Raw genomic sequence first — 24,872 nt, 5'->3', positions numbered from 1 at the left:
GCCTACATCCTGGCGCACTGACCCGTCTTGGGCCCGCGCACCTGGTTCGCGACCCCGTTGTCCACCGGCGCCGGCTCGGCGCCCGTGCACGACAGCGGCCCGCCGACGGTGTTGCCGGCGACGAGCGTGCCGCCCTTGTTGTCCACCAGCCGCACCGGCCCGTCCACCGTCACTCGTTCCAGTGACACCTCACCGGACGTGCCGGTCACGTTCACCGGACCGCCGACCGACGTCTCCACCAGCACGACGGCCGCCGCGCCGGTGGCGGTCACCGGGCCGCCCAGCTCGCCGCCGAACACGTACAGCGACGCGCCCTCCGACACCGTCACCGGGCCCGTCACCGAAGCGCCGTCCACGCACGTCACGCCCGACCGCACGCGCAACGGCCCGGCGTGCTCGCCGGTCACCGACGCCGTGCACGTCACGAACGGCTCGGCCAGCAGCTCGACCTCGGCCACGGTCACCGAACCGGGGAACTCCAGCCGGTAGTGCTGGTAGTGCCCCGGCCGGGCGATCTTGAACGCCCGCGTCTGCTGCCGCCACGGGAACGCCTCGCCCGAGCGCTCGTCCGCGGTGAACCAGGTCTTCCCGTCGTAGGAGCCCTTGAGCACCCACGACGACGGGTCGCCCGCGGCCTTGCCCGAGGTGAGCGTGTAGAACGTGGCGCTCTCCTTCTTCGACGGCAGGTCCACCTGCAGCCACGACAGCGCGCCGGAGGTCTGCGAGGTGTTGTCCACGACGGCCGCCGGAGCGCCGGTCACGGTCCCGAGCAGCGTCACGTCGCGCAGCGGCGCGGGAGGCGCGGAACCGGTGGTCAACGACGGCGGCGCGGCGTCCGGACCGGTGGCCCAGCGCGACGGCGCGGACCCCATCTCGAAGTCCAGCACGCCGCCGCCCGCGATCTCCGCGTGCGGCAGGTGCGCCTTGTCCCACTTCTTGCCGTTGACCTTCAACGACTGCACGTAGACGTTCCCCGCCGAGTTCGCGGGCGCGTTGACCACGAGCGTGCGCCCGTTCTCCAGGTGCACGGTCAGCTTCTTGAACAGCGGCGACCCGATCGCGTACGAGTCGTTGCCCATCTGCAGCGGGTAGAAGCCCATCGCGCTGAACAGCCACCACGCCGACTGCTCGCCGTTGTCCTCGTCGCCGGGGTAGCCCTGGCCGATCTCGCTGCCCAGGTACAGCCGGGACAGGATCTCGCGGACCTTCTCCTGCGTCTTCCACGGCTGACCGGCGTAGTCGTACATGTACGCGATGTGGTGCGACACCTGGTTGGAGTGCCCGAGCTGACCCATCCGCACGTCGCGCGCCTCGGTCATCTCGTGGATCACGCCGCCGTACGAGCCGGGGAACTTCGCCGTCTCCGGCGTGGCGAAGAACTCGTCCAGCTTCTTCGCGAGCCCCTCCCGGCCGCCGTACAGGTTGGCCAGGCCCTGGCCGTCGTGCGGCACGGAGAACGCCATGTTCCAGCCGTCGGTCTCGGTGTAGTCGTGGCCCCACTCGCGCGGGTCGTACTCCTCCGGCGAGGCGCGCCACGTGCCGTCCGGGTTGCGGCCCTGGAAGAAGCCCGTGTTCGGGTCGAACATGTGGACGTAGTTCCGCGCGCGGTTGGCGAAGTACTCGTACGCCGCCTCGTACTGCGCGTCGCCGGTCCGCTCGTGCAGCGCCTTGGCCATGTTCGCGATGCCGTAGTCGTTGACGTAGCCCTCGATCGCCCACGACATGCCCTCGCCGGTGGCGGTGGACGTGTAGCCGGTGAAGATCGAGGTGTCCAGGCCCTTGCGGCCGACGCCCGCGTTCGGCGGCGCGACCGTCGCGTTCTTCACCGCCGCGTCGAACGCGGCCATGGCGTCGGGCAGGTCGACGCCCTTCACGAACGCGTCCGCGAACGCCACGTCCGAGCTGGTGCCGGTCATCAGGTTCGCGTAACCGGGCGACGACCAGCGCGAGATCCACCCGCCGTCGCGGTACTGCTGCACGAACCCGTCCGCCAGTTCGGCCGCCTTCGTCGGCGTCAGCAGGCTGTACGCGGGCCACGTGGTCCGGTAGGTGTCCCAGAACCCGTTGTTGACGTAGATCTTGCCGTCCACGACCTTCGCCCCGGTCCGCGTCGGCGTGGACGCGCCGGCGGGCTGCACGGGGGAGGCGTACTGGTACCGGGGCGCGTCGGCGGTGCCGGTGTTCTCGAAGCCGGAGTTCGGGTACAGGTAGAGCCGGTAGAGGTTCGAGTAGAGCGTGGTGAGCTGGTCCTCCGTGGCCCCCTCCACCTCGACCACGCCGAGCACCCGGTCCCACGCCTGCTGCGCGCGGTCGCGGACCGACTCGAACGTGTCCGAAGGGGACACCTCCAGCTCCAGGTTGCGCCGCGCCTGGTCGACGCCGAGCAACGACGTCGCGATCTTCATCGTCACGGTCTTGTCGCCGGACGTGTCGAACCGGAAGTAGCCGGCCACGTTGTCCCGGCCCACGCCGGTCAGCCGGCCGGACCCCGTCACCGGCTTGTCCACGACGCCGTACACGAACAGCCTGGTCGCGCCGGTGGACAGGCCGCTCTTGACGTCCGAGAAGCCCGTCACCACACCGGTCGCCGGGTCCAGCGTGAGCCCGCCGCCGTTGTTGACGTTGTCGAACACCAGGTTGGACGTGTCGTCCACGAACGTGAAGCGGAACACCGCCGCGTGGTCGGTCGGGGCGATCTCGGTGCGCATCCCGTTCTCGAACCGCACGCCGTAGTAGTGCGCCCGCGCGGTCTCGTTCTCGTGCTTGAACGGCAGCGCGCGCACGGCCCGGTCGGCGGTCGGCGTGCCGGTGGACGGCATCACCTGGAACGTCTGCCGGTCGCCCATCCACGGGCTCGGCTCGTGGCTCGCGGTGAACGCCTGCACCGTCGGCAGGTTGTCCCGGTTGTTGGTCTTGGCGTACTCGTAGAGCCAGCTGATCGAGCCCGCGTTCGTCATGGGCGACCAGAAGTTGAAGCCGTGCGGCACGGCGGTGGCCGGGAAGTTGTTGCCGCGCGAGAACGAACCGCTGGAGTTGGTGCCCCGGGTGGTCAGCACCCAGTCCGACGGGCGCGGGCGCTCGACCACGACGGGCGCGGACTTCACCGCGATGTCGTCCACCCAGCCGTTGAACCCGGCCGGACCCCCGGGGTTGTCGTAGGCCAGCAGGATCCGCTTGACCGTCTTGCCCGCGGCCACCGAGCCGATGACGGACGCCACGCGGTTCCACTGGTTGGTGTAGAGCGACTTCGCCGCGCCCTGGCCGCGCGGTGACAGCTCGAACCCGTGCTGGTCGCGCGCGCCCAGGTCGCTGAGGTAGGTGCCGTCGGCGAACGCGAGGTCCACCGAGACGAACGTGGCAGGGTAGTTCAGGTCGTCCGTGGTGAACGACGGGAAGATCAGGTAGGACAGCTCGGTGGTCGGCGTGACCGGGATGTCGACCTCGAAGACCTTGTTGTACGAGTAGCCGCGCCCCTCGGCGACGTGCGTCCCCTGGTACCGCAACGCCCGCACGCCGGTGAAGCCCGCGCCCGCCTTGGCGTTGTAGCCGCCGTTGGCGCCCTTGCCCGCGGTGGTGCGCATGTGTTGCGCGGGCGGCGTGGTGGAGCCGTCGGAGAACTGCACCTCGGCGAGCTGGACGAGGTCGACGCCGCCCGCGTTGGCGGTGATGTCGAGCTGGTAGTGCTTGAACGCCCCGGTGTTCGCGGTGTCGTAGGTCTTGGTCTGGAACCGCTCGGTGAAGACCTCGCCGGCGCGGGCGTCGACCGGCGTCCACGTGCTGCCGTCGTTGGAGCCGCGCAGGGTCCAGTCCTTCGGGTCGCGCTCGGGCGCGTCGTTGGCCGAGGACAGCGCGTAGCGCTTGACCGCGACCGGCTCGGCGAAGGTGAACCGCACCCAGCCGGTGCGGGTGAAGGTGAGCCACTTCGACGCCACGTTGCCGTCGACCAGGTTCTCCTTGACCTCGCCGGACCCGGAGTTCTCCGAGTTGGCGGCCACGTCGACCACGCGGTCGGTGACGTTGCCGGGGATGCCGGTGGAGTCCGAGCCGTTGACGCCGGACGTCCTCGGCGTGCCGTCCGGGCCCGTCTCGACGGTGTTCACCCACGTCGGCTGGGGCTGCCCGTCCTCGAACGAGGTGGCGAAGAGCGTCTCGCTCACGGCTGGCTCCCCCGGTGCGGCGGTCGCGGACGACCAGCCTCCCACGCTCCCCACCGCGAGTGCGATGGTCGAGACCACCGCCAGCGATCTCCTGACCCGCATGTGCCCCATTGCGCACGCCTTTCACCCGGACAACCCGATCTTTAGCGAAGCAAAGGGGTAGCTGACATCGTTGTCAAGTGGGGTCGGGAATCTTGTCCGCAGACCTGTCCGGGTGCTGCTCCGGGCGATCTACACTCACTCGCTGTGACGGCCCGGAACCCGCCCCCGGTGGGCACCCCCGCGGGGATGCGCGTGCTGAACCAGCGCGCGGTGCTCGACCGGCTGCGGGACGGCGGTCCGGCGACCAGGCCGCAGATCGCCCGGGACACCGGGTTGTCCAAGCCGACCGTGGGCCAGGCGCTGCTCGACCTGGAGCAGCACGGCCTGGTCCGGCCCATCGGCCGCACGTCGGCCGGCCCGGGGCGGTCGGCCGTGGTCTACGAGCCGAACCCCGCCGCCGGGCACGTGCTGGGCGTGGACATCGGCGGGCAGCGGATCCGGGCGGCGGTGGCGGACCTGGCCGGCTCGGTGATCGCGCGGGTGGACGAGCGCAACCGGTGCCGGTCGGCGACGGCGCTGGTCCGCACGGTGCGGGAGTTGGCGGAGCGGACCGCGGCCGACGCCGGGCTGTCGCTGGACGACATGGTGGTCAAGGTGGTCGGCACGCCCGGCGTGCCCGACCCGCGCGACCGGACCCTGCACCACGCGCCGAACCTGCCCGGCTGGGAGCGGCCCGGCCTGCTGGACGACCTGGAGGCCGCCCTCGGCGCGGGCCTGGTGGTGGAGAACGACGCCAACCTGGCCGCCGTGGGGGAGCAGGCCCAGGGCGCGGCGCGGGGCGCGGACGTGTTCGTGTGCGTCACCGTCGGCACCGGGATCGGCATGGGGATCGTGGTGGACGGCCGGCTGTTCCGCGGCGCGCACGGCGCGGCGGGCGAGGTCGGGTACCTGCCCTACACCGGCCAGTCCGAGGAGGACGGACGGCAGCGCGGCCAGGTCGAGGCGGCCGCGGCGGCGGAGTCCGTGGTGGCGCTGGCGAAGCAGCGCGGCCTGCCCGCGCGGTCGGCGCGCGACGTGTTCGCCGCCGCGAAGGCCGGTGACGGGCGGGCGCTGCTGGCCGTGCGCGACGAGGCCGAGCGGCTGGCGTTCGTGGTCGCGTCGGTGGTGGCGGTGGTCGACCCCGAGCTGGTGGTGCTCGGCGGCGGCATCGGCAGCAACACCGACCTGTTGCAGGAGCCCCTGGAGGCCGCGCTGCGGCGGATGACGCCGCTCGTGCCGCGGATCGTGGCGGGGGAGCTGGGCGACGCCGCGGTGCTCGGCGGCGCGATCGAGATCGGGTTGCGGTCGGCGCGCGAGCTGGTGTTCGACCGTCGCGGCACGTGACGCAGCGACCAGTAGTCGAGCGACTCTCACCTGCTGATTCACTCGAAAGTCGTAGGAGCGAACTCGCCGGTAAGGACGTAGCGTGACCGTACCTCCTCCTGGAGGGTGTGTGTCCTTTCGCAGTGAGAAGGGGAGTCGAGAGGGGAGTACGGGGGACGTGGTCCCCTTTCGACCGTGGCACGGGGCAGGTGCCGCGCCCGCAAACACCTGCCCCGTGTAACACACATGGGTGCAACTCGCCTGGGCGCGCCGGCAGGTGGCCGAGGTAGCCGTCGAACCGGGGTGGGCTGCCGGTGGTGAAGTCGACCGCCTGGGCGCAGGCGTGGTCACGCTTCCGGCTCTCGCCGTGGTACGGGTGCGCCGTCCGGGCCCACCGCCCGGCCGTGCACGGACTCGCCGCTGCCCGCCCGCTCGTCCGCGACCGCGCTCGTGCCGGTGGCGCCGGTGGCGGCAGCGCCAGCGCGGTGAACAGGGCCATTGATCGCCTGATTCGTCCGCGCACATTCCCCTGGGGGCGATCGCCATTGACGGGAATCCGAGATGAATGCGCGGCGTGAATGCCGCCTGCCGATGTCCCGCACGCGGGACATCGGCAGGCGGAAGTCACCCCGTCAGGCGATCAGGGTGCAGGGCGCGCCCACGCGCTCGAACGTGGAGCCGCCGATGTGCCGCCAGCTCGTCGCGCAGATGTAGCCGCCCGCCTGCACGGCCACGTTGCCGTAGTAACGGGTGAAGCTGCCCTGGTTCTGCGTCGGGCCGGTGACCCCGCCGATCTCGTGGAACCCCCAGTAGGTGCCGCACGTGTTCGACGCCGTGGCGTAGTTGATGTAACGCGTGCTGCCGCTCGACGTGTATTCCACGAACAGGTAGGTGCAGCCGTTGCTGCTGCCGTTGCTGGCCAGTGCGGTCGGCTGCGCGACGAACAACAGGCCGGCCGCCGCCACGACGGCGGCGAGCGCGGACGCGATGCGCTTGATCATTCATTCTCCTCGCGACGTGGAGCCCACGAAGAAAAGGCCCCCGAACCTGACCCGCGGTCAGGGGCGCGGCGATGCCGTGCCGAGGTCGAAAGGTAGTGACCGGGAAGATGCCGGCGCACGCGGAAAACAACGCTTCAACGTTGAACTACCCGAACAGCGCAAGACCGGGAATGTGTCACCCGGTCAGGGGATTCAGCTCGGGAGGGGAGCCGCGCCGCGTTCGGCCAGCAGCTCCTTCATGTACGTGCTCTCGCTCGTCTGGGACTTGAGCATGTTGTCCGCGAGCGTGCGCACGACCGACTCGCCGGCGTGCGCGGCGGCGTACTCCGCCATGGGCGCGCCGCCCTGGTGGTGGCGCAGCATCAGCTGGAGGAAGTACACGTCGAACTCGATGCCGGTGAGCGACCGCAGCTTGTTCAGCTCCTGCGGCGTCGCCATGCCCGGCATCTCGGCGGCCCCGTCGCCCGACCCGGCCCCGGAGTGGCCCGGGTGGCCGTTCGTGCCGGAGCGGGGCGTCATCCACCACATGTGCCTGCCGTCGGCCGACTGCTCGGGGTAGCCCCAGAGGAACAGCCAGCCCTTCATCCGGCCGACCTGCTCCAGCTGCGTCGAGGAGATGTCGAACGCGAGCTGCTTGACGGCCGGGTCGGCGGTCTTGTCGCGCGCGATGTTGGCCATCGTCACGCCTTGCAGGTGGTGGGCCGACATGTCCTGCGTGAACCCGACGTCGACGGAGTCGCGCGGCGGCGGCGCGGCGGTGTCGGAGCCGGGCAGCTTGATCAGCAGCCCGATGGCGGCGCCGAGCAGCAGGACCGCCACGACCGCGACCGCCACGACGACGGTCTTGGTCGCGGTACCCCCACCGGTGCCGGGGGTGGCGTCCTGCTGCTCGGTGTCGACCATGGGGTCAGCTGCCGGCCGTGGTGGTGGGGGCCGGCGTGTCGGCGCCGCTCGCGGGCGGCGCGGCGGAGGGGTCGCCGGTCGGCTCGGACGCGTCCGGGGTGCCGCCGTCCATCGGGATGGCGTCCGCGCCCGGGGCCTCCGCCACGAACGGCGGCGGGTTGGACACGTCGAAGCCGGTCGAGTCGCACGGCGCGCCGACCTCGGGGTAGGTGTACTGGTTGCGCCGCAGCGACTGGATGAACTGGTCGATGCGCTCGTCGTCGGCGCTCTCCAGCTTGAGCTGGTGGCCCCACGACTGCAGCGAGATCGGCTTGTCGAGGCCGGGGTACGGCGACAGCATCGTGAACGGCTTGCCCTCGGCGCGCGACTTCAGCTTCTCCAGCGCGTCACCGGTGACCTGGTCGGGGTTGTACGTGATCCAGACCGCGCCGTGCTCCAGCGGGTGCACCATGTTCTCGTTGCGCACGGCCTTGTCGTACACCGTGCCGGTGCAGTCGGCCCACACGTTGTCGTGCGGACCGCCGAAGGGCGGCGACTGGTCGTAGGCGACCCGCTGCGTGGCGTCGACGTGCCGGCCGGCCGAGTACTCGACCTTGACCACGCCTTCGATCTTGTCCGAGGGGTCCTTGTTCTCCTCGGAGGGAGTCCACTGGGCGAGCGCTTCCTCTTTCGCGTTCTGGTCGGCGATCTGGCTGTACGCGTACCCGAACACGGTGCCGGCCAGCGCCAGCACAGCCACCACCGCGATGATGGTGCCCCACGGCTTGGGCTTCTTGGCCACCACCGAGGAGCGCGCCGCCGCAACGCTGGAGCGCGCGGCCTTCGTCTTCTTGCCGCTGGTCATGTCCGCCTCAGTCTCGTCGTACCCCCATATCGCGGGCCAGTGTAGGGACACCGTGTCTGATCACCGTCAACTGCCCGTCACAGCGGGTGGTCACGCGCCGTGGCCGATCCCACTTCGCGGGACGCGCATCCCGGTCGAGACCAGCGGGAACGCTTCCCTAGACTTGTCGGGTGACTCCCGCTGCGCTCGCTGAACTGGTCCGTGCGACGGCCGTGGACGTGCTGTCCGCCCGCGGCCTCGATACCGCCGCCCTGCCCACAGCGGTCACGGTCGAGCGCCCCCGCAACCCCGAGCACGGCGACTACGCCACGAACCTCGCCCTCCAGACCGCCAAGAAGGTCGGCGTGCCGCCCCGCGACCTGGCCGGCTGGCTGGCCGAGGCGCTGACCGGCACCGACGCCATCTCCTCGGTCGAGGTGGCCGGTCCGGGCTTCCTGAACCTGCGGCTCGCCGCCGACGCCCAGGGCGCGATCGTGCGGGACGTGCTCAAGGCCGGCGAGGCGTACGGCCGCGGCGAGCAGCTCGCCGGCACGCGCATCAACCTGGAGTTCGTCTCGGCGAACCCCACCGGCCCCATCCACCTGGGCGGCACCCGCTGGGCCGCGGTCGGCGACGCGCTCGGCCGCATCCTCGCGGCGAACGGCGGCGAGGTCACCCGGGAGTACTACTTCAACGACGCGGGCGCGCAGATCGACCGGTTCGTCCGGTCCCTGATCGCCGCCGCGAAGGGCGAGCCCGCGCCGGAGGACGGCTACGCGGGCGGGTACGTGAGCGACATCGCCGCCGAGGTGCTGCGGCAGGAGCCCGGCGCGCTGAGCGCGGAGGACTCGCACGAGGTGTTCCGCCGCATCGGCGTCGGCCTCATGTTCGAGGAGATCAAGAAGGACCTGCACGACTTCGGCACGGACTTCGACGTCTTCTTCCACGAGGACTCGCTGCACAGGTCCGGCGCGGTCACCAAGGCCGTCGAGCAGCTCAAGGACTCCGGCGCGCTGTACTTCGAGAACGGCGCCTGGTGGCTGCGGTCCACCGAGTTCGGCGACGACAAGGACCGCGTGGTCATCAAGAGCGACGGCGACCCGGCGTACATCGCCGGTGACATCGCGTACCTGGTCGACAAACGGTCGCGCGGCTTCGACCTCTGCATCTACATGCTCGGCGCGGACCACCACGGCTACATCGGCAGGCTCAAGGCCGCCGCGTCGGCGCTCGGCGACGACCCGGCGTCGGTCGAGGTGCTGATCGGCCAGATGGTGAACCTGGTCAGCGACGGCAAGCCGGTGCGGATGAGCAAGCGCGCGGGCACCGTGATCACCATGCAGGACCTGGTGGACGCGGTCGGCGTGGACGCCGCCCGGTACGCCATGACCCGCTCGTCGGTCGACTCGTCCCTGGACATCGACCTCGACCTGCTGCGCAAGCGCAGCAACGACAACCCCGTCTTCTACGTGCAGTACGCGCACGCCCGGCTGTCGTCCGTGCTGCGCAACGCCGCCGACCTGGGCGTCACGCCGGGCGACGCGGCAGACCTGCTCGTGCACGACCGCGAGGGCGACCTGATCCGCACCCTCGGCGAGTTCCCCCGCGTCGTGGCCACGGCCGGCGAGCTGCGCGAACCGCACCGCGTGGCGCGGTACCTGGAGGAGCTGGCCGGCACCTACCACCGGTTCTACGAGGCGTGCCGGGTGCTGCCCCGCGGCGACGAGGAGACGACCGAGCTGCACCGGGCCCGGCTGAGCCTGTGCGCGGCCACGCGCCAGGTGTTCGCCAACGGCCTCGCGCTGCTGGGCGTGACCGCGCCGGAGCGCATGTGATGCGCGCGCACCCGGCCGGTCCCCGGCACGCCGACGTCCTCGTCCCCGCCAACACGGCGGGCAACCGCCCCTCCACCGCGGCGGAGCTGGACGCGCTGCACCCGCAGGTGTGGCCGCGCAACGCCGAGCGCGCCGCCGACGGCGCGGTGCGCCTGGCGGGCGTGGACGTGCGCCAACTCGCCCAGGAGCACGGCACCCCGCTGTTCGTGATGGACGAGGCCGACTTCCGCTCGCGCTGCCGCGAGCACGCCGAGGCGTTCGGCGACCCGACCCGGGTCCACTACGCGTCCAAGGCGTTCCTGTCCGTCGCGGTGGCCCGGTGGGTCGCCGAGGAGGGCCTGAGCATCGACGTGGCCAGCGGCGGCGAGCTGGCCGTGGCGCTGCGCGCCCGGTTCCCGGCGGAGCGGATCGCGCTGCACGGCAACAACAAGTCCGTCGCCGAGCTGACCGCCGCGGTCGAGGCCGGGGTGGGCGCGGTCGTGCTGGACTCGTTCTACGAGATCGCCCGCCTGGACCAGATCGCCCGCGAGCGCGGCCGGGTGCAGCCGGTGATGATCCGGGTGACGGTGGGCGTCGAGGCGCACACGCACGAGTTCATCGCCACCGCGCACGAGGACCAGAAGTTCGGCTTCTCGCTGTCCTCCGGCGACGCGGCCGAGGCGGCGCGCCGGGTGCTCAAGTCGGAAGGGCTGCGGCTGGTCGGCCTGCACAGCCACATCGGCTCGCAGATCTTCGACGCCAGCGGGTTCGAGGTCGCCGCGCGCCGGGTCATCGGCCTGCTCGCCGACCTGCGCGACGAGCACGGCGACGCGCTGCTCGACCACGTGACGACCGTCGACCTGGGCGGCGGCCTCGGCATCGCCTACACCCCCGACGACGACCCGCCGCCGCCCGCCGAGCTGGCCAGGCAGCTGCAGAACATCGTGGCCAAGGAGTGCGAGCACGCCGAGCTGCCCGTGCCGAAGATCGCGGTCGAGCCGGGCCGCGCCATCGTCGGACCCGGCACGGTGACGCTGTACGAGGTGGGCACCATCAAGGACGTCCAGCTCGACGCGGGCGTGGTGCGCCGGTACGTGAGCGTGGACGGCGGCATGAGCGACAACATCCGCACCGCGCTCTACGACGCGGTCTACGACTGCAAGCTGGTCTCGCGGGCGGCCGGCGAGGACTCCCGGCCGGTGCTGTGCCGCGTCGTCGGCAAGCACTGCGAGTCCGGCGACGTGGTCGTGCGCGACTGCTGGCTGCCCGACGACCTCGCGCCCGGCGACCTGATCGCCGTGGCCGCGACCGGCGCGTACTGCTACTCCATGGCCAGCGGCTACAACCGGCTGCCCCGGCCCGCGCTCGCCGCGGTCGAGGGCGGGACGTCCCGGTTGCTGCTGCGCCGGGAGACCGAGGAAGACCTGTTCCGCCTGGAGGTATGAGAAGTGGCAAGCCACGAGGTCGAACCGATCAGGGTCGCGCTGCTGGGCTGCGGCACGGTCGGCACCGAGGTGGTCCGGCTGCTCACCGACCAGGCGGCCGACCTCACCGCGCGGGCGGGCGCGCCGGTCGAGCTGGCGGGCATCGCGGTGCGCAAGCCCAACAAGCACCGCGAGGTGCCGGCGGAGCTGCTCACCACCGACGCGGCGGCGCTCGTGTCGCGGCCCGAGGTGGACGTGGTCGTCGAGGTCATCGGCGGCATCGAGCCCGCGCGCACGCTGCTGCTCGACGCCCTGCGCAGGGGCAAGTCCGTGGTGACCGCGAACAAGGCGCTGCTGGCCGAGCACTCGGCCGAGCTGTTCGAGGCCGCCGACGCCTCCGGCGCCGACCTGTACTTCGAGGCGGCGGTGGCGGGCGCGATCCCGCTGCTGCGCCCGCTGCGCGAGTCGCTGGCGGGCGACCGCATCACCCGGGTGATGGGCATCGTCAACGGCACCACGAACTTCATCCTCTCGGGCATGGACTCGACCGGCGCGAGCTACGCCGAGACCCTGGAGGAGGCGACCCGGCTCGGGTACGCCGAGGCGGACCCGACGGCCGACGTGGACGGCTTCGACGCCGCGTCCAAGGCCGCGATCCTCGCCTCGCTCGCCTTCCACAGCCGGGTCACGGCCGCCGACGTGCACCGCGAGGGCATCGCGCAGGTCAGCGCCGCCGACATCGCCGCCGCCAAGGCCCTGGGCCGCACGGTGAAGCTGCTCGCGATCTGCGAGCGGGTGCCCCACGAGGACGGCGAGGGCATCTCGGTGCGGGTGCACCCGGCGATGATCCCGGCCTCCCACCCGCTGGCGAGCGTGCACGGCGCGTTCAACGCGGTGTTCGTGGAGGCCGACGCGGCCGGCGAGATGATGTTCTACGGCCAGGGCGCGGGCGGCGCGCCGACCGCGAGCGCGGTCCTCGGCGACCTGGTCGCGGTGGCCCGCAACCGGGTGCACCGCGGGCGCGGTCCGCGCGAGTCGGCCTACGCGGCGCTGCCCGTGCGGCCGATGGGGCAGACCCCGACGCGCTATCACATCAGCCTCGACGTCGCCGACCGGGCGGGCGTGTTGTCGCAGGTCGCTGCGGTGTTCGCGGAGCACGACGTGAGCATCGCGGCGGTGCGGCAGGAGGGTCGGGTCGACGACGCCAGCCTGGTGATCGTCACCCACGCCGCTACCGACGCGGCACTGCGGTCGACCGTGGACAAAATCGGCGGGCTGCCCGTGGTTCGGGAAGTGGTCAGCGTGATGCGGGTGGAAGGCGAAGAGAGTTGACGCACCAGGCGACCGTCGGCGGAGCCGACAATCCGACGACCGTTGGCGGAGCCGGCAACCGGACGACCGTCGGCGGAGCCGGCAACCAGACGACCGCGCGACCGGGGTGGCCGGGCATCATCCACGCGTACGCGGACCGGATCGAACTCCCCGAGGGCGCCGAGGTCGTCACCCTCCACGAGGGCGGCACGCCGCTGGTGGCCGCCGAGCACCTGTCGGACCTGACCGGCTGCCGGGTCTACGTCAAGGTCGAGGGCGCGAACCCCACCGGCTCGTTCAAGGACCGCGGCATGACCGTGGCCATGACGCACGCCCTGGCCAGCGGCATCCGGGCGGTGATCTGCGCGTCCACCGGCAACACCTCCGCGAGCGCCGCCGCCTACGCGGCCAAGGCGGGCCTGACCGCCGCGGTGCTCGTGCCGCGCGGCAAGATCGCGCTGGGCAAGCTGGCCCAGGCCGTCGCGCACGGCGCGCGCATCCTGCAGATCGACGGCAACTTCGACGACTGCCTGGAGCTGGCCTCCAAGACGTCGACCGAGTACCCGATCACCCTGGTCAACTCGGTCAACCCGGTGCGCCTGATCGGCCAGAAGACCGCCGCGTGGGAGATCTGCGACGTGCTCGGCCGCGCGCCGGACGTGCACTGCCTGCCGGTCGGCAACGCGGGCAACATCACCGCCTACTGGCGCGGCTACTCCGACTACCACCGCGACGGCGTGATCGACGCCACGCCCCGCATGTTCGGGTTCCAGGCCGCGGGCTCCGCGCCGCTGGTGCTCGGCGAGCCGGTGGCGAACCCGGAGACGATCGCGACCGCCATCCGGGTGGGCAGCCCGGCGTCCTGGACGGGCGCGGTGGCCGCCAAGGAGGAGTCCGGCGGGCTGTTCGAGGCCGTGACGGACGAGAAGATCCTGGAGGCGTACCGGCTGCTGGCCTCGACCGAGGGCATCTTCGTCGAGCCCGCGTCCGCCACCAGCGTGGCGGGCCTGCTGGCCACCGCCGCCGACGGCCGGCTGCCGCGGGGCTCCACGGTCGTCTGCACGGTCACCGGGCACGGCCTGAAGGACCCCGACACGGCCCTGCTGGGCATGCCCGAGGTGGAGCCGGTCCCGGTGGACCCCGGCGCCGTGGCGACCGCCCTGGAGCTGGCGTGACGGCCCCGGCCGTCCGCGCCGTCCGCGTCACCGTCCCCGGGTCCACGGCGAACCTCGGCTCGGGGTTCGACGCGCTCGGCATGGCGCTGGGCGTGCACGACGAGCTGGAGTTCGCCGTGACCGGCGGCGGCCTGGCGGTGGAGGTCTCCGGCGAGGGCGCGGCGGACGTGCCCACCGACGAGCGCCACCTGGTCGTGCGGGCGTTCCGGGCGGCGTGCGAGCTGGTCGGCCTCTACGTGCCCGGCCTGCGGCTGACGTGCCGCAACAGCATCCCGCACGCGCGCGGCCTCGGCTCGTCGGCGGCGGCGGTCGTGGCCGGCGTGGCGGCCGGTTTCGCCCTCGCCGGTCGCGGGACGGACACGAGCGCGTTGCAACTCGCCGCGGAGTTCGAGGGCCACGCCGACAACGCGGCGGCGGCCATGCTCGGCGGCGTGGTCATCGCGTGGACGCGCGGTGACCGCTACCGCGCGGTGCGCGTGGACCCGCACCCCGGCGTGTCGCCGGTCGTGCTGGTGCCCTCGGAGGAGTCGTCCACGCACACCACCCGCGGCCTGCTGCCGTCGAAGGTGCCGCACGAGGACGCCGCGTTCGCCGCGGGCCGGTCCGCGCTGGCCGTGCACGCCCTCGCCGCCGACCCGTCGCTGCTGCCGGAGGCGTTGGACGACCGGCTGCACGAGCCGTACCGGGAGCCCGCCTGGCCTGCGACGACGCGCCTGGTGCGGGCGTTGCGGGAGGCCGGGGTGGCGGCCGCGGTGTCCGGCGCGGGACCCACGGTCCTGGCCCTGCCACCCGACGGCGTGCTGCCGCCCGGGGTGGACCTGGCGGGGTTCGAGGCCCGGCGGGTGCCGGTCGACCTGGCCGGAGTGCGGGTTGCGCCACTCGGCTGAGTGATGCGACGCGCCGTGCCCCGGTTGTTGCACCCGGCCGGACCGGCGTCTACCCTCGGGGCCATCAGTCACCGCGCGCACGGGCGCCGGTGTGGTGCCCGGACGTTCGTTCCGGATCGCATTCCTCCAGTGACTTGGCTCTGTGCCGTACGGACGGGGCCGACGCTGGAAGGCACCCGCTCGCCGTGTGACCGAAAGTCCCGCACCGGAGGACTCCAGCTTTCGTGCGCGTTCCGCGCCGTCGCCAGGTCCGCCTGAACCGGGACGAAACTGCCGCGCCGCATTCCGTCGGACGGCAGGTCCGCTGGAGCGCGTAGGAGGCGCGCTCCGGTCAGGAAGGACATGTGTGACCAACACCGATGTACTGAGCAGCCAAGCTCCTGCTGCTCCCGACCCCGCTGCCAGTTCCGGAGCCGAGGAGAACGCTCTGACCACCCCTTCGAACGGCAGCGCCACGCCGCGCAAGCGCGCGGGCCTCTCTGGAATGGTGCTGGCCGAACTCCGTGAACTCGCAGGTCAGCTGGGCATCACCGGCACCGCCGGCCTCCGCAAGGGCGACCTGATCGCCGCCATCAAGGAGCGGCAGGGCGGCACCTCCGGTCGGGGCAGTGCCGCGACGCCGCCCAAGGCCGAGAAGAAGGCCGAGGCCCCCAAGGCGGTGGTCGGGAAGGCCCCCGTCGCGGAGCAGGCCGCCGAGGCCCCCGCGCCGGTGGAGAAGCCGACCCAGCAGCAGCTCGACGTGACCGACCGCCCCGTGGAGGAGGAGGGTGGCCGGCGGGGCAACCGCCGTCGCCGTTCCGCCAACCGCCCCGCGGGCAGCCCCGAGTCGCCGGCGGCCGACGGCCAGCAGGCCCAGCCGCAGGCCGAGCGGCCGCAGGTCGACACGCGGTCGGGCGATCGCGGCGACGGCCGCGACGGGCGTCAGGGCGACGGCCGCCAGGAGCGCGCCGAGCGGCCCGACCGGGGCGACCGGTCGGAGCGCTCCGAGCAGCGCGAACAGCGCCAGGACCGGGGCGACCGCGGCAACCGCGGCGACCGGGGCGGGCGTGACGACCGCGGCGACCGGGGTGGCCGCGACCGCGACCAGAACCGCAACCGGCAGCAGGGCCAGGACGACGGCGACGAGGAGGGCGGCCGTCGCGGTCGCCGCTTCCGCGACCGCCGCCGGCGCGGCGGCCGGGGCGACGACGGCGGTCCCGCCACCGACACCGAGGTGCGCGAGGACGACGTCCTGCTGCCCGTGGCCGGCATCCTCGACGTGCTGGAGAACTACGCGTTCGTCCGCACCTCGGGCTACCTGGCCGGGCCGAACGACGTCTACGTGTCGTTGTCGCTGGTCCGCAAGTACGGGCTGCGCCGGGGCGACGCCCTGATCGGCGCCGTGCGGCAGCCGCGCGACGGCGAGCAGCAGCGGCAGAAGTTCAACCCGCTGGTGCGCGTGGACAAGATCAACGGCCTCGACCCGGAGGAGTCCCGCAACCGGCCGGACTTCACCAAGCTGACGCCGCTGTACCCGAACGAGCGCCTGCGGTTGGAGACCGAGCCGCACATCCTCACCACGCGCGTCATCGACCTGGTGATGCCGATCGGCAAGGGCCAGCGCGCCCTGGTCGTGTCGCCGCCGAAGGCGGGCAAGACCTCGGTGCTCCAGGCGATCGCCAACGCGATCACCAAGAACAACCCCGAGTGCCACCTGATGGTGGTGCTGGTGGACGAGCGCCCGGAAGAGGTCACCGACATGCAGCGGTCGGTGAAGGGCGAGGTCATCGCCTCCACCTTCGACCGCCCGCCGTCGGACCACACCACGATCTCGGAGCTGGCCATCGAGCGGGCGAAGCGCCTGGTCGAGATGGGTCACGACGTGGTCGTGCTGCTGGACTCGATCACCCGCCTGGGCCGTGCCTACAACCTCGCGGCCCCCGCGAGCGGCCGGATCCTGTCCGGTGGTGTCGACTCGACCGCCCTGTACCCGCCGAAGCGGTTCCTCGGCGCGGCCCGCAACATCGAGGGCGGCGGCTCGCTGACCGTCATCGCGACGGCCCTGGTCGAGACCGGGTCCGCGGGCGACAGCGTGATCTTCGAGGAGTTCAAGGGCACCGGCAACGCGGAGCTGAAGCTCGACCGCAAGATCGCGGACAAGCGGACCTTCCCGGCGGTGGACGTGGACTCGTCCGGCACCCGCAAGGAGGACCTGCTGCTCTCGCCCGACGAGCTGGCGGTCATGCACAAGCTGCGCCGGGTGCTGCACGCGCTGGACAGCCAGCAGGCCATCGACCTGCTGCTGGACCGGTTGCGCAAGAGCCGCACGAACATCGAGTTCCTGATGCAGGTGGCGAAGACCACCCCGGGCGCGGACAACGACTGACCGGTCCCGACCACCGAAGGCCCGTCCGGCGCCACGCCGGGCGGGCCTTCGGGCGTTCCGGGGCCGCGGGGTGGTCGGGCGGGGTTCGGCGGGTCCGGTGGTTGGCCGGTTGGCGGGGTCCGGCGGGGCTGTGGCGGGCCTGGCGGTCGGTGCGGTCCGGCCGGCCCGGCGGCCGGTGGGTCCGGCAGGTCGGGTGGTGCGGCCGGTCAGCAGGGCGGGGTGGGGGAGAGCAGCCCCGCCTCGGCGAGCGCGGCCGTGCGGCGGCGTTCGAGGAAGTACCGGGCCACCAGCAGCGCGGTGACGGGCACGCCCAGGGCCACGACGGCGGGCACGGGCACCCGGACGCCGTCCAGCAGCACCCCGGCGACCAGCACCGAGACCAGGTAGGGCCAGCGCAGCCAGACCCGCTGCCAGGAGGCGGTCCACCGCACGGCGGTCGACGCCGCGACGCCGACGGCGACGCCCGCGCCGAACACGGGGCTCGACAGGGTGAGGTCGCCGGGCACCCCGATCAGCAGCCCGCCGAGCCCGACGAGGCCCAGGACGGCGGCGCTGAACAGGAACGGCACGGCCAGCCACGCGGATAACGGGAGTGGACGTCCGACAGTGCAGAACACGGGGCACAGTGTGGCGTCCGCGCAACGCCGTCCGCTGCTCTCTGTATTTCAGCGGTTACCTCGTGCGCCAAATGGTCGACCCCGATCGGTGAGCGGTTGTGACACCCGCCACCGGGAACAACGGGGGCCGGGCTCGCGTTGCAGTCGGTGACCGCCGATCTGGCACACTGTCGGGTCGAGTCCGGCTCCGGTTCACCTCGAAGAATCCGACGAGGACCCGGCGGCCACCTAGGAAGGGACAAGACGTTGAAGACCGGCATCCACCCCGAGTACGTGACGACCGAGGTCACCTGCGGCTGTGGCAACACCTTCACCACCCGCAGCACCAAGCCGTCCGGCGCCATCCACGTCGAGATCTGCGCCAACTGCCACCCGTTCTACACCGGCAAGCAGAAGATCCTCGACACCGGTGGTCGGGTCGCGCGCTTCGAGGCCCGCTACGGCAAGCGCGCCAAGTAGCCGACACCACGGCGTCCACCCCGTATCGCGGGTGGACGCCGTTGTCGTCTCCGCACCCCGTCGACCACCCCTCACCACCGCGCCGCGGCCGACCGCCGGCCGCCGAGACGCTTGAGACCGGAGCACCGCCGTGACGCTGGACGCCCTGCTGGCCGAGCACGCCGAGCTGGAAGCCAGGCTCGCCGACCCCTCGGTGCACGCCGACCAGGCGGGCGCGCGCAAGCTCGGCAAGCGCTACGCCGAGCTGACCCCGATCGTGAAGACCGCTCGTGAGCTGGAGCAGGCGAAGTCGGACCTGGAGACGGCCCGCGAGCTGGCCGCCGAGGATGCGGCGTTCGCCGAGGAGGCCGAGGAGCTGGCCAAGGCCGTCCCGGCGCTGGAGGCCAAGCTCACCGAGCTGCTGCTGCCCCGCGACCCGCACGACGGCGCGGACGTCGTGCTGGAGATCAAGTCCGGCGAGGGCGGCGAGGAGTCCGCGCTGTTCGCGGGCGACCTGCTGCGCATGTACCTGCGGTACGCCGAACGGCACGGGTGGAAAGCCGAAGTGCTCGACGGCACCGACTCCGACCTGGGCGGCTACAAGGACGTCACGGTGGCCATCAAGAGCCGCGCGGACAGCCCCGAGGGCGTGTGGTCGCGCCTGAAGTACGAGGGCGGCGTGCACCGCGTGCAGCGGGTGCCGGTGACCGAGTCGCAGGGCCGCATCCACACCTCCGCGGCCGGCGTCCTGGTGTTCCCGGAGACCGAGGACGTCGAGATCGAGATCGACGAGAACGACCTGCGCGTGGACGTCTTCCGCTCGTCCGGCAAGGGCGGGCAGAGCGTCAACACGACCGACTCGGCGGTGCGCATCACCCACCTGCCCACCGGCATCGTGGTGTCCTGCCAGAACGAGCGCAGCCAGCTGCAGAACAAGGCCCGCGCGATGCAGGTGCTCCAGGCGCGGCTGACCGCGCTGGCCGAGGAGAAGCAGCAGCAGGAGGCGTCGGACGCCCGGCGCTCGCAGATCCGCACGGTGGACCGCTCCGAGCGGGTCCGCACCTACAACTTCCCGGAATCGCGCATCTCCGATCACCGGGTTGGGTACAAAGCCCATAACCTGGACCAGGTGCTCGACGGCGACCTGGACGCGGTGCTGGACGCCCTGGCCGCGGCCGACCGAGCCGAACGGCTCGCCGGCGGGTAAGCCGGGCGGGCTGACCGGCTCGCCGGCAGGTGAGCCGGGCGGGCTGACCGGCTCGCCGGCAGGTGAGCGGGGAGACCGGCTCGCCGGCGGCTGTGCCGGGGTGCCCGCGGGTGAGCCGCGGCCGGTTGTCGGTGGGCGGGCCGGGCAGGCGCGCCCGCGGGCCGACCGGGCTGCCCCGTGGGCGGTCGGGCGTGCGATGGCTCGTCGGCGGCTGGAACGGCTCGCCGGCGGGTAAGCCGGGGGGTGGGTGACCGCTCGCCGGCGGGCGGGCCGAGGCGAGCGGAGGGTGCGTGATGGCGGAAATCCTGGTGACCCCGCGGCGCGCCCCGCTCGACGCCGAGGTGCGGGTCCGCGTCACCGACCTGCCGCCCGACGAGCGGGTCACGATCCGCGCGTCGACCGGCGACCGGGCCTCGTCCGCGGTGTTCCTGGCCGACGAACGCGGCGTGGTCGACCTGGGCCGGCACGCGCCCGTCGAGGGCGACTACTCCGGCGTCGACCCGATGGGGTTGTTCTGGTCGATGACCCGGACCGGCGAGCCGCCCGGTCCCGCGCTGGTCGAGGTCGTCGGCGTCGGCAAGGTGGAGCTGGAGCGACCGGCCGTGCCCGACGGCGTCCGGCGGACCGAGGTCGCCGAGAACGGCCTGGTCGGCGTGCTGTTCGAGCCCGACGACGACGCGGTGCACCCCGGCGTGCTGGTGCTGGGCGGTTCCGAGGGCGGGCTGCACGAGGCCGACGCCGCGCTGCTCGCCGGGCACGGGTTCGCGGCGCTCGCGCTGGCCTACTTCGGCGTGCCCGGCGTCCCGGACGACCTGGTCGACATCCCGCTGGAGTACGTCGGCGCCGCGCTGGAGTGGCTGGGCGGGCGGGCCGGCGCGGTCGGCGTCGTCGGCGGCTCGCGCGGCGGTGAGCTGGCGTTGCTGGTCGGCGCGACGTTCCCGCAGGTCAAGGCCGTGGTGAGCGTGGTCGGCAGCGGCGTGGTGACGCAGTGCATCGGACCGGGCGCGCGGCTGCTGCGGAAGCTGGAGCACGAGGCCGCGTCGTGGACGTGGCAGGGCAGGCCGCTGCCGTACCTGCCGTACTCGACCCCGGACGAGCTGCGCCGCCTCGTGGTCGACGGCGAACCGGTGCCGCTGCGGCTGGCGTTCGACCTCTCCGACGGCGTCCCGGAGGACGTCGAGATCCCGGTCGAGCGCATTGCGGGCGGTGTGTTGCTGCTCTCATCCGGGCGGGACGAGTCGTGGCCGTCCGAGGCGCTCAGCGAGGTCGCCTGGCGCCGGCTGACCGGGCTCGGGCACGGGCACCGGCACGAGCACGTGGTGTACCCCGAGGCAGGACACCTGATCGCGGGGCCGCCGCACCGACCGGTGACGGACCTGGTGGTGCCGGGGCCCGGCGTGCGGTTCGCGATGGGCGGCACGCCGGCCGCCACGGCCGCCGCCCGCGCGGACGCGTGGCGTCGGACCGTTGAGTTCTTGTCCGACCAACTGGGCACCTAATGTGTCGTTCATGAGCGCACACTTTGACGTCGTGGTCCTCGGTGCGGGGCCAGGCGGGTACGTCGCCGCGATCCGGGCGGCCCAGCTCGGGCTGAAGACGGCGGTCATCGAGGAGCGTTACTGGGGCGGCGTGTGCCTGAACGTGGGCTGCATCCCGTCCAAGGCGCTGCTGCGCAACGCGGAGCTCGCGCACCTGTTCACCCACGAGCAGAAGACCTACGGCATCCAGGTCGACGGCTCGGTGAAGTTCGACTACGGCGTCGCCTACGAGCGCAGCCGGAAGGTCGCGGACGGGCGCGTCAAGGGCGTGCACTTCCTCATGAAGAAGAACGGCATCACCGAGTACAACGGTCGGGGGACCTTCCTCGACGCGAACACCATCCAGGTGGGTGATGAGACGGTCACGTTCTCGCACGCGATCATCGCGGCGGGCGCGACGACCCGCCTCCTGCCGGGGACGAAGCTGTCCGATCGGGTGGTGACGTACGAGGAGCAGATCCTGTCGCAGGACCTGCCGGAGAGCATCGTCATCGCCGGCGCGGGCGCGATCGGCGTCGAGTTCGCGTACGTGCTGCACAACTACGGCGTGAAGGTCACCATCGTCGAATTCCTCGACCGGGTGGTGCCGCTGGAGGACGCCGAGGTGTCGGCCGAGCTGGCCAAGCGGTACAAGCGGCTCGGGATCGACGTGCGCACGTCCACCCGGGTGGAGTCCATCGACGACTCCGGCCCGCGGGTGCGGGTGACGGTGTCGAAGGACGGCGCGGAAGAGGTGCTGGAGGCCGACAAGGTGCTCCAGGCCATCGGCTTCCAGCCGCGCGTCGAGGGCTACGGGCTGGAGAAGACCGGGGTCCGGCTCACCGAGCGCGGCGCGATCGCGGTCGACGGGCGCGGTCGCACGAACGTGGAGAACATCTTCGCGATCGGCGACGTGACGGCGAAGCTGATGCTCGCCCACGCCGCCGAGTCCATGGGCATCATCGCGGCGGAGACGATCGCGGGCGCGGAGACCATGGAGCTGGACTTCGTGATGATCCCGCGGGCGACGTACTGCCAGCCGCAGATCGCGTCGTTCGGGTGGACCGAGGCGCAGGCGCGCGAGCGCGGGTTCGACGTCCGGGTGGCGAAGTTCCCGTTCACCGCGAACGGCAAGGCCCACGGCATCGGCGACTCGGCCGGTTTCGTGAAGCTGATCAGCGACGCCAAGTACGGCGAGCTGCTCGGCGGTCACCTGATCGGGCCGGACGTGACGGAGCTGCTGCCGGAGCTGACGCTGGCCCAGCAGTGGGACCTCACGGTGCACGAGGTGGCCCGCAACGTGCACGCGCACCCGACGCTCGGCGAGGCGGTCAAGGAAGCGGTGCACGGCCTGGCCGGACACATGATCAACTTCTGAGGCCCCTACCCTGGAGCGCATGACTCGACACCCGCTGCGGCCGGCGATCATGGAAGCGGAACGCCTGCTGGCCTCGGCGGGTGTCGACAGCCCTCGAGTCGACGCGGAACTGCTCGCCGCCCACGTGCTCGGCGTCGAGCGGTCGCGGTTGCCGCTGATCCCGATGGTCGACCCGGCGGTGGTGGACGCGCTGCACAAGGTCGTGCGGCAGCGCATGACGCGCGTGCCGTTGCAGCACATCACCGGGTGGGCGCACCTGGGCGGGCTGGACCTGGAGGTGGGTCCGGGCGTGTTCATCCCGCGCCCGGAGACCGAGCTGATGCTCGAATGGGGCCTGTGCACGGTGGACGGCGCGGACGCGCCGGTGGTCGTGGACCTGTGCACGGGCTCGGGCGCGCTGGCGCTGGCGGCGGCGCACCGGTTGCCGCACGCCTCCGTGCACGCGGTGGAGCGCGACCCCGGCGCGTTGGCGTGGGCGCGGCGCAACGCGGAGGCCCGCGCGGCGGCGGGGGACACCCCGATCACGCTGCACGCCGGTGACGTGACGGCGGTGGACGTGCTGAGCGACCTCGACGGTCGGGTGGACCTGGTGCTGTGCAACCCGCCGTACGTGCCGGACGGGACCGAGGTGCCGCCGGAGGTGGCGGAGCACGACCCGCGGCACGCCGTGTTCGGTGGTGAGGACGGGTTGGACGTGATCCGGCACGTGGTGGGGGTGGCGGCGCGGTTGCTCAAGCCCGGCGGGCACGTGGCGATCGAGCACGACGACACGCAGGGGGCGATCGTGCCCGCGTTGCTGGGGGCGCGGAAGGTGCTGACCGACGTGGAGGACCACCCGGACCTGGCGTGGCGGTCGCGGTTCTCGACGGCGCGTCGGGTGTGACGTCCGGGCGCTCGTGCTAGGGCTTCGCCGAAGCGCTCATCAGGGCGAGGCGCGAGCGGGTGAGTTCCCACTCCTCCGGTGGGCCGGCCGAGTACAGGACGTATTCGATGCCGTTCGCTTCCCAGAAGGCGGTGGCGACGCGTTTCGGGCCCGAGGACGCGTTCTCGTCGAATTCCCAGGTGACGGCCGGGTGGCCGCGGATCGTGGTGGCGGTGAGCGTCACCCGGCGGTGGCCGGGTTCGCGTTCGCGGTCGGTGGCGGCTTCGGTGATGCGGTCGAGGAGCGTCTTGCCCGGGTCGGTGACCGGTGCGCCGCCCAGTCGCAGCTCGCGGCGGGGAGAGGTCGGGTCGGTGGCGACCAGGGTGGTGGTGACGGTGCCCTCGGCGACGGTCCAGGTGGCCGGGATGGTGGTGGTGAGGCCGCCCGGTGCTTCGATTTGTCGGAGGTCTGAGGGATTGGTGGTGGTTGGGGTGGGGGTTGGGGTCTGAGTGGTGGTGGTGACGGTGGTGGTCGGGATTGAGGGGATGGTCGGTGTGGCGGCGGCTGCCGGTGGGGTCGGCGGCGGGGCGAAGGTCAGGTAGCTCGCCGCGCCGGCGACCAGCAGGTAGGCGACGGCGTAGGTCAGGGCGAGGGGGAGGGCACCCATCGGGGTTCTCGCAGTCACCGGGGCCACCGGACGCCTCGCCATCGGGGATGATCTGGACACCAACGCTCCGGCGAGTAAATCGGAGGACCCGCGATGGCTGTCAATGGTCCGAACGAGTGGAGTGAAGTGCGGGAATGGTTGGACGCCCGCATCCCGCGCGTCGACCTGACCGAATTCGCGGAACCGGATCGGATGCGGTTGGCCCGGTCGCTGGGTGTGCTGACGCGGGCGTTGGGCGAGGGCGGGACCGGTGCGGCGGAGGCGGTGGCGGTCGTGCGCGGCGAGTTGGGGAGGGGTGGGTCGCCGCGCGCGGACGACGTGCTGCGCACGCACCTGGCCATCGCGTTGGCCGCGCGGAGCGCCGAGGTGCGCGATGTGGCGGCGGGTGGCGCGTTGGTGGTCACGGGCGCGCGGCAGGCGGCGGAGTGCCGGGCGTTGGCCGACGAGATCCTGACGCTCAGCCCGCACCCGGGGTTGAGCGGGTTCGCGGCCGAGCTGCACCGGCGGTTGGACCGGGCGGAGCGGTGGCGGTGGGTGGAGCCCGACGTGGGGACGGCGGCGGTGGTCGGGTTGGCGGTGCTCGTGCTGCCGTTCGTGGGCGGGGCGATCGGGAACGCGGCGGTGGCGGTGGGTGGGGTGGTGGTGGGTGGCGCGTTGGTGTTCGGGTTCGTGATGGCGCACCGGAAGCGGCAGTGGGCGGTTGACGCGGAGGAGGTGCGGTAGGGGGGTGCCGGGGGCGGGTTTGGTGGGGTGCGGAGGGTTCCGGGGGCGGGGTGGGTTTGTGGCGGGGTGGGGTTTGTGGCGGGGTGCCGGGGGCGGGTCCGGCCCGATTTGACATGGGGCCCGTACGAGCACCCCAGGCAGGCCGTAGCCGGCAGGCCCGGCGGGGAAAAGCGTCCCGCCAAGCCTGCCGGCTCCGACC

Annotated in this window: 19 protein-coding genes; 13 read left to right on the top strand and 6 right to left on the bottom strand. The window is 72.5% G+C overall.

What is annotated here, in order from left to right; all coding sequences use genetic code 11:
• Window positions 1–2: 2 nt before the first annotated feature.
• Window positions 3–4,268 carry a GH92 family glycosyl hydrolase gene (locus tag ACWEFJ_RS04795; protein WP_449712936.1) on the bottom strand — a complete coding sequence of 1,422 codons (4,266 nt, stop codon included), beginning with the start codon at window positions 4,266–4,268 and terminating at the stop codon, window positions 3–5.
• Window positions 4,269–4,445: 177 nt separating this feature from the next.
• Between ACWEFJ_RS04795 and ACWEFJ_RS04790 the strand changes: the two genes are divergently transcribed.
• Window positions 4,446–5,582, top strand: coding sequence for an ROK family transcriptional regulator (locus ACWEFJ_RS04790; RefSeq protein WP_449713046.1), 1,137 nt, complete (start codon window positions 4,446–4,448; stop codon window positions 5,580–5,582).
• A 611-nt stretch (window positions 5,583–6,193) separates the two neighbouring features.
• On the opposite strand, the gene ACWEFJ_RS04785 is transcribed toward ACWEFJ_RS04790, so the two are convergent.
• The 3 genes from ACWEFJ_RS04785 to ACWEFJ_RS04775 form a co-directional block, all read right to left on the bottom strand.
• The gene (locus ACWEFJ_RS04785; RefSeq protein WP_378085921.1) at window positions 6,194–6,562 is read right to left on the bottom strand and encodes a hypothetical protein; all 369 of its coding nucleotides are present in this window, start codon (window positions 6,560–6,562) and stop codon (window positions 6,194–6,196) included.
• 192 nt (window positions 6,563–6,754) lie between these two features.
• A complete protein-coding gene (locus tag ACWEFJ_RS04780) occupies window positions 6,755–7,465 on the bottom strand; it encodes a DUF305 domain-containing protein (RefSeq protein ID WP_378085923.1) in 711 nt (236 codons plus the stop codon).
• 4 nt (window positions 7,466–7,469) lie between these two features.
• The gene (locus ACWEFJ_RS04775; RefSeq protein WP_378085925.1) at window positions 7,470–8,309 is read right to left on the bottom strand and encodes a DUF3105 domain-containing protein; all 840 of its coding nucleotides are present in this window, start codon (window positions 8,307–8,309) and stop codon (window positions 7,470–7,472) included.
• A 170-nt stretch (window positions 8,310–8,479) separates the two neighbouring features.
• Here ACWEFJ_RS04775 and argS point away from each other — a divergent pair, with 170 nt between their 5' ends.
• From argS to rho, 6 genes are all read left to right on the top strand, one after another.
• On the top strand, window positions 8,480–10,123 hold the full coding sequence (gene argS / locus ACWEFJ_RS04770; RefSeq protein WP_449712935.1) for an arginine--tRNA ligase: 1,644 nt from the start codon (window positions 8,480–8,482) through the stop codon (window positions 10,121–10,123).
• A complete protein-coding gene (gene lysA / locus ACWEFJ_RS04765) occupies window positions 10,123–11,547 on the top strand; it encodes a diaminopimelate decarboxylase (protein ID WP_378085929.1) in 1,425 nt (474 codons plus the stop codon). The genes argS and lysA overlap by 1 nt, the downstream gene beginning before the upstream one ends.
• Before the next feature lie 3 nt (window positions 11,548–11,550).
• A complete protein-coding gene (locus ACWEFJ_RS04760) occupies window positions 11,551–12,858 on the top strand; it encodes a homoserine dehydrogenase (protein ID WP_449712934.1) in 1,308 nt (435 codons plus the stop codon).
• Window positions 12,859–12,974: 116 nt separating this feature from the next.
• Entirely contained in the window at window positions 12,975–14,012 is a 1,038-nt protein-coding gene (gene thrC / locus ACWEFJ_RS04755; protein WP_378085958.1) for a threonine synthase, read from the top strand.
• Window positions 14,009–14,899: a homoserine kinase gene (gene thrB, locus ACWEFJ_RS04750; protein WP_449712933.1), complete on the top strand. Its 891-nt coding sequence runs from the start codon at window positions 14,009–14,011 to the stop codon at window positions 14,897–14,899. Before thrC ends, thrB begins: the two co-directional genes overlap by 4 nt.
• Before the next feature lie 346 nt (window positions 14,900–15,245).
• A complete protein-coding gene (gene rho, locus ACWEFJ_RS04745; protein WP_378085935.1) occupies window positions 15,246–17,264 on the top strand; it encodes a transcription termination factor Rho in 2,019 nt (672 codons plus the stop codon).
• 206 nt (window positions 17,265–17,470) lie between these two features.
• Here the strand turns inward: rho and ACWEFJ_RS04740 are convergent, their stop codons facing one another.
• Complete coding sequence (locus tag ACWEFJ_RS04740) at window positions 17,471–17,881, bottom strand: hypothetical protein (protein ID WP_378085937.1); 411 nt, start codon at window positions 17,879–17,881, stop codon at window positions 17,471–17,473.
• A 246-nt stretch (window positions 17,882–18,127) separates the two neighbouring features.
• Here ACWEFJ_RS04740 and rpmE point away from each other — a divergent pair, with 246 nt between their 5' ends.
• The 5 genes from rpmE to prmC all read left to right on the top strand — a co-directional run bounded on the left by rpmE (window position 18,128) and on the right by prmC (window position 23,304).
• Window positions 18,128–18,340 carry a 50S ribosomal protein L31 gene (gene rpmE / locus ACWEFJ_RS04735; protein WP_378085939.1) on the top strand — a complete coding sequence of 71 codons (213 nt, stop codon included), beginning with the start codon at window positions 18,128–18,130 and terminating at the stop codon, window positions 18,338–18,340.
• Window positions 18,341–18,470: 130 nt separating this feature from the next.
• A complete protein-coding gene (gene prfA, locus ACWEFJ_RS04730) occupies window positions 18,471–19,526 on the top strand; it encodes a peptide chain release factor 1 (RefSeq protein ID WP_449712932.1) in 1,056 nt (351 codons plus the stop codon).
• A gap of 293 nt (window positions 19,527–19,819) precedes the next feature.
• Window positions 19,820–21,025: an acyl-CoA thioester hydrolase/BAAT C-terminal domain-containing protein gene (locus ACWEFJ_RS04725; protein ID WP_449712931.1), complete on the top strand. Its 1,206-nt coding sequence runs from the start codon at window positions 19,820–19,822 to the stop codon at window positions 21,023–21,025.
• Between the two features lie 10 nt (window positions 21,026–21,035).
• Entirely contained in the window at window positions 21,036–22,421 is a 1,386-nt protein-coding gene (lpdA, locus tag ACWEFJ_RS04720) for a dihydrolipoyl dehydrogenase (protein ID WP_378085946.1), read from the top strand.
• Window positions 22,422–22,440: 19 nt separating this feature from the next.
• The gene (prmC, locus tag ACWEFJ_RS04715; protein WP_449712930.1) at window positions 22,441–23,304 is read left to right on the top strand and encodes a peptide chain release factor N(5)-glutamine methyltransferase; all 864 of its coding nucleotides are present in this window, start codon (window positions 22,441–22,443) and stop codon (window positions 23,302–23,304) included.
• 16 nt (window positions 23,305–23,320) lie between these two features.
• Here the strand turns inward: prmC and ACWEFJ_RS04710 are convergent, their stop codons facing one another.
• Window positions 23,321–23,950, bottom strand: a complete 630-nt coding sequence (locus ACWEFJ_RS04710; RefSeq protein ID WP_449712929.1) for a hypothetical protein — start codon at window positions 23,948–23,950, stop codon at window positions 23,321–23,323.
• A gap of 126 nt (window positions 23,951–24,076) precedes the next feature.
• Between ACWEFJ_RS04710 and ACWEFJ_RS04705 the strand changes: the two genes are divergently transcribed.
• Window positions 24,077–24,673, top strand: coding sequence for a hypothetical protein (locus ACWEFJ_RS04705; RefSeq protein WP_449712928.1), 597 nt, complete (start codon window positions 24,077–24,079; stop codon window positions 24,671–24,673).
• Window positions 24,674–24,872: the final 199 nt, after the last annotated feature.

The sequence above is a fragment of the Actinosynnema sp. NPDC004786 genome (assembly GCF_053601135.1).
This window is presented reverse-complemented; position numbering and strand designations above follow the sequence as displayed.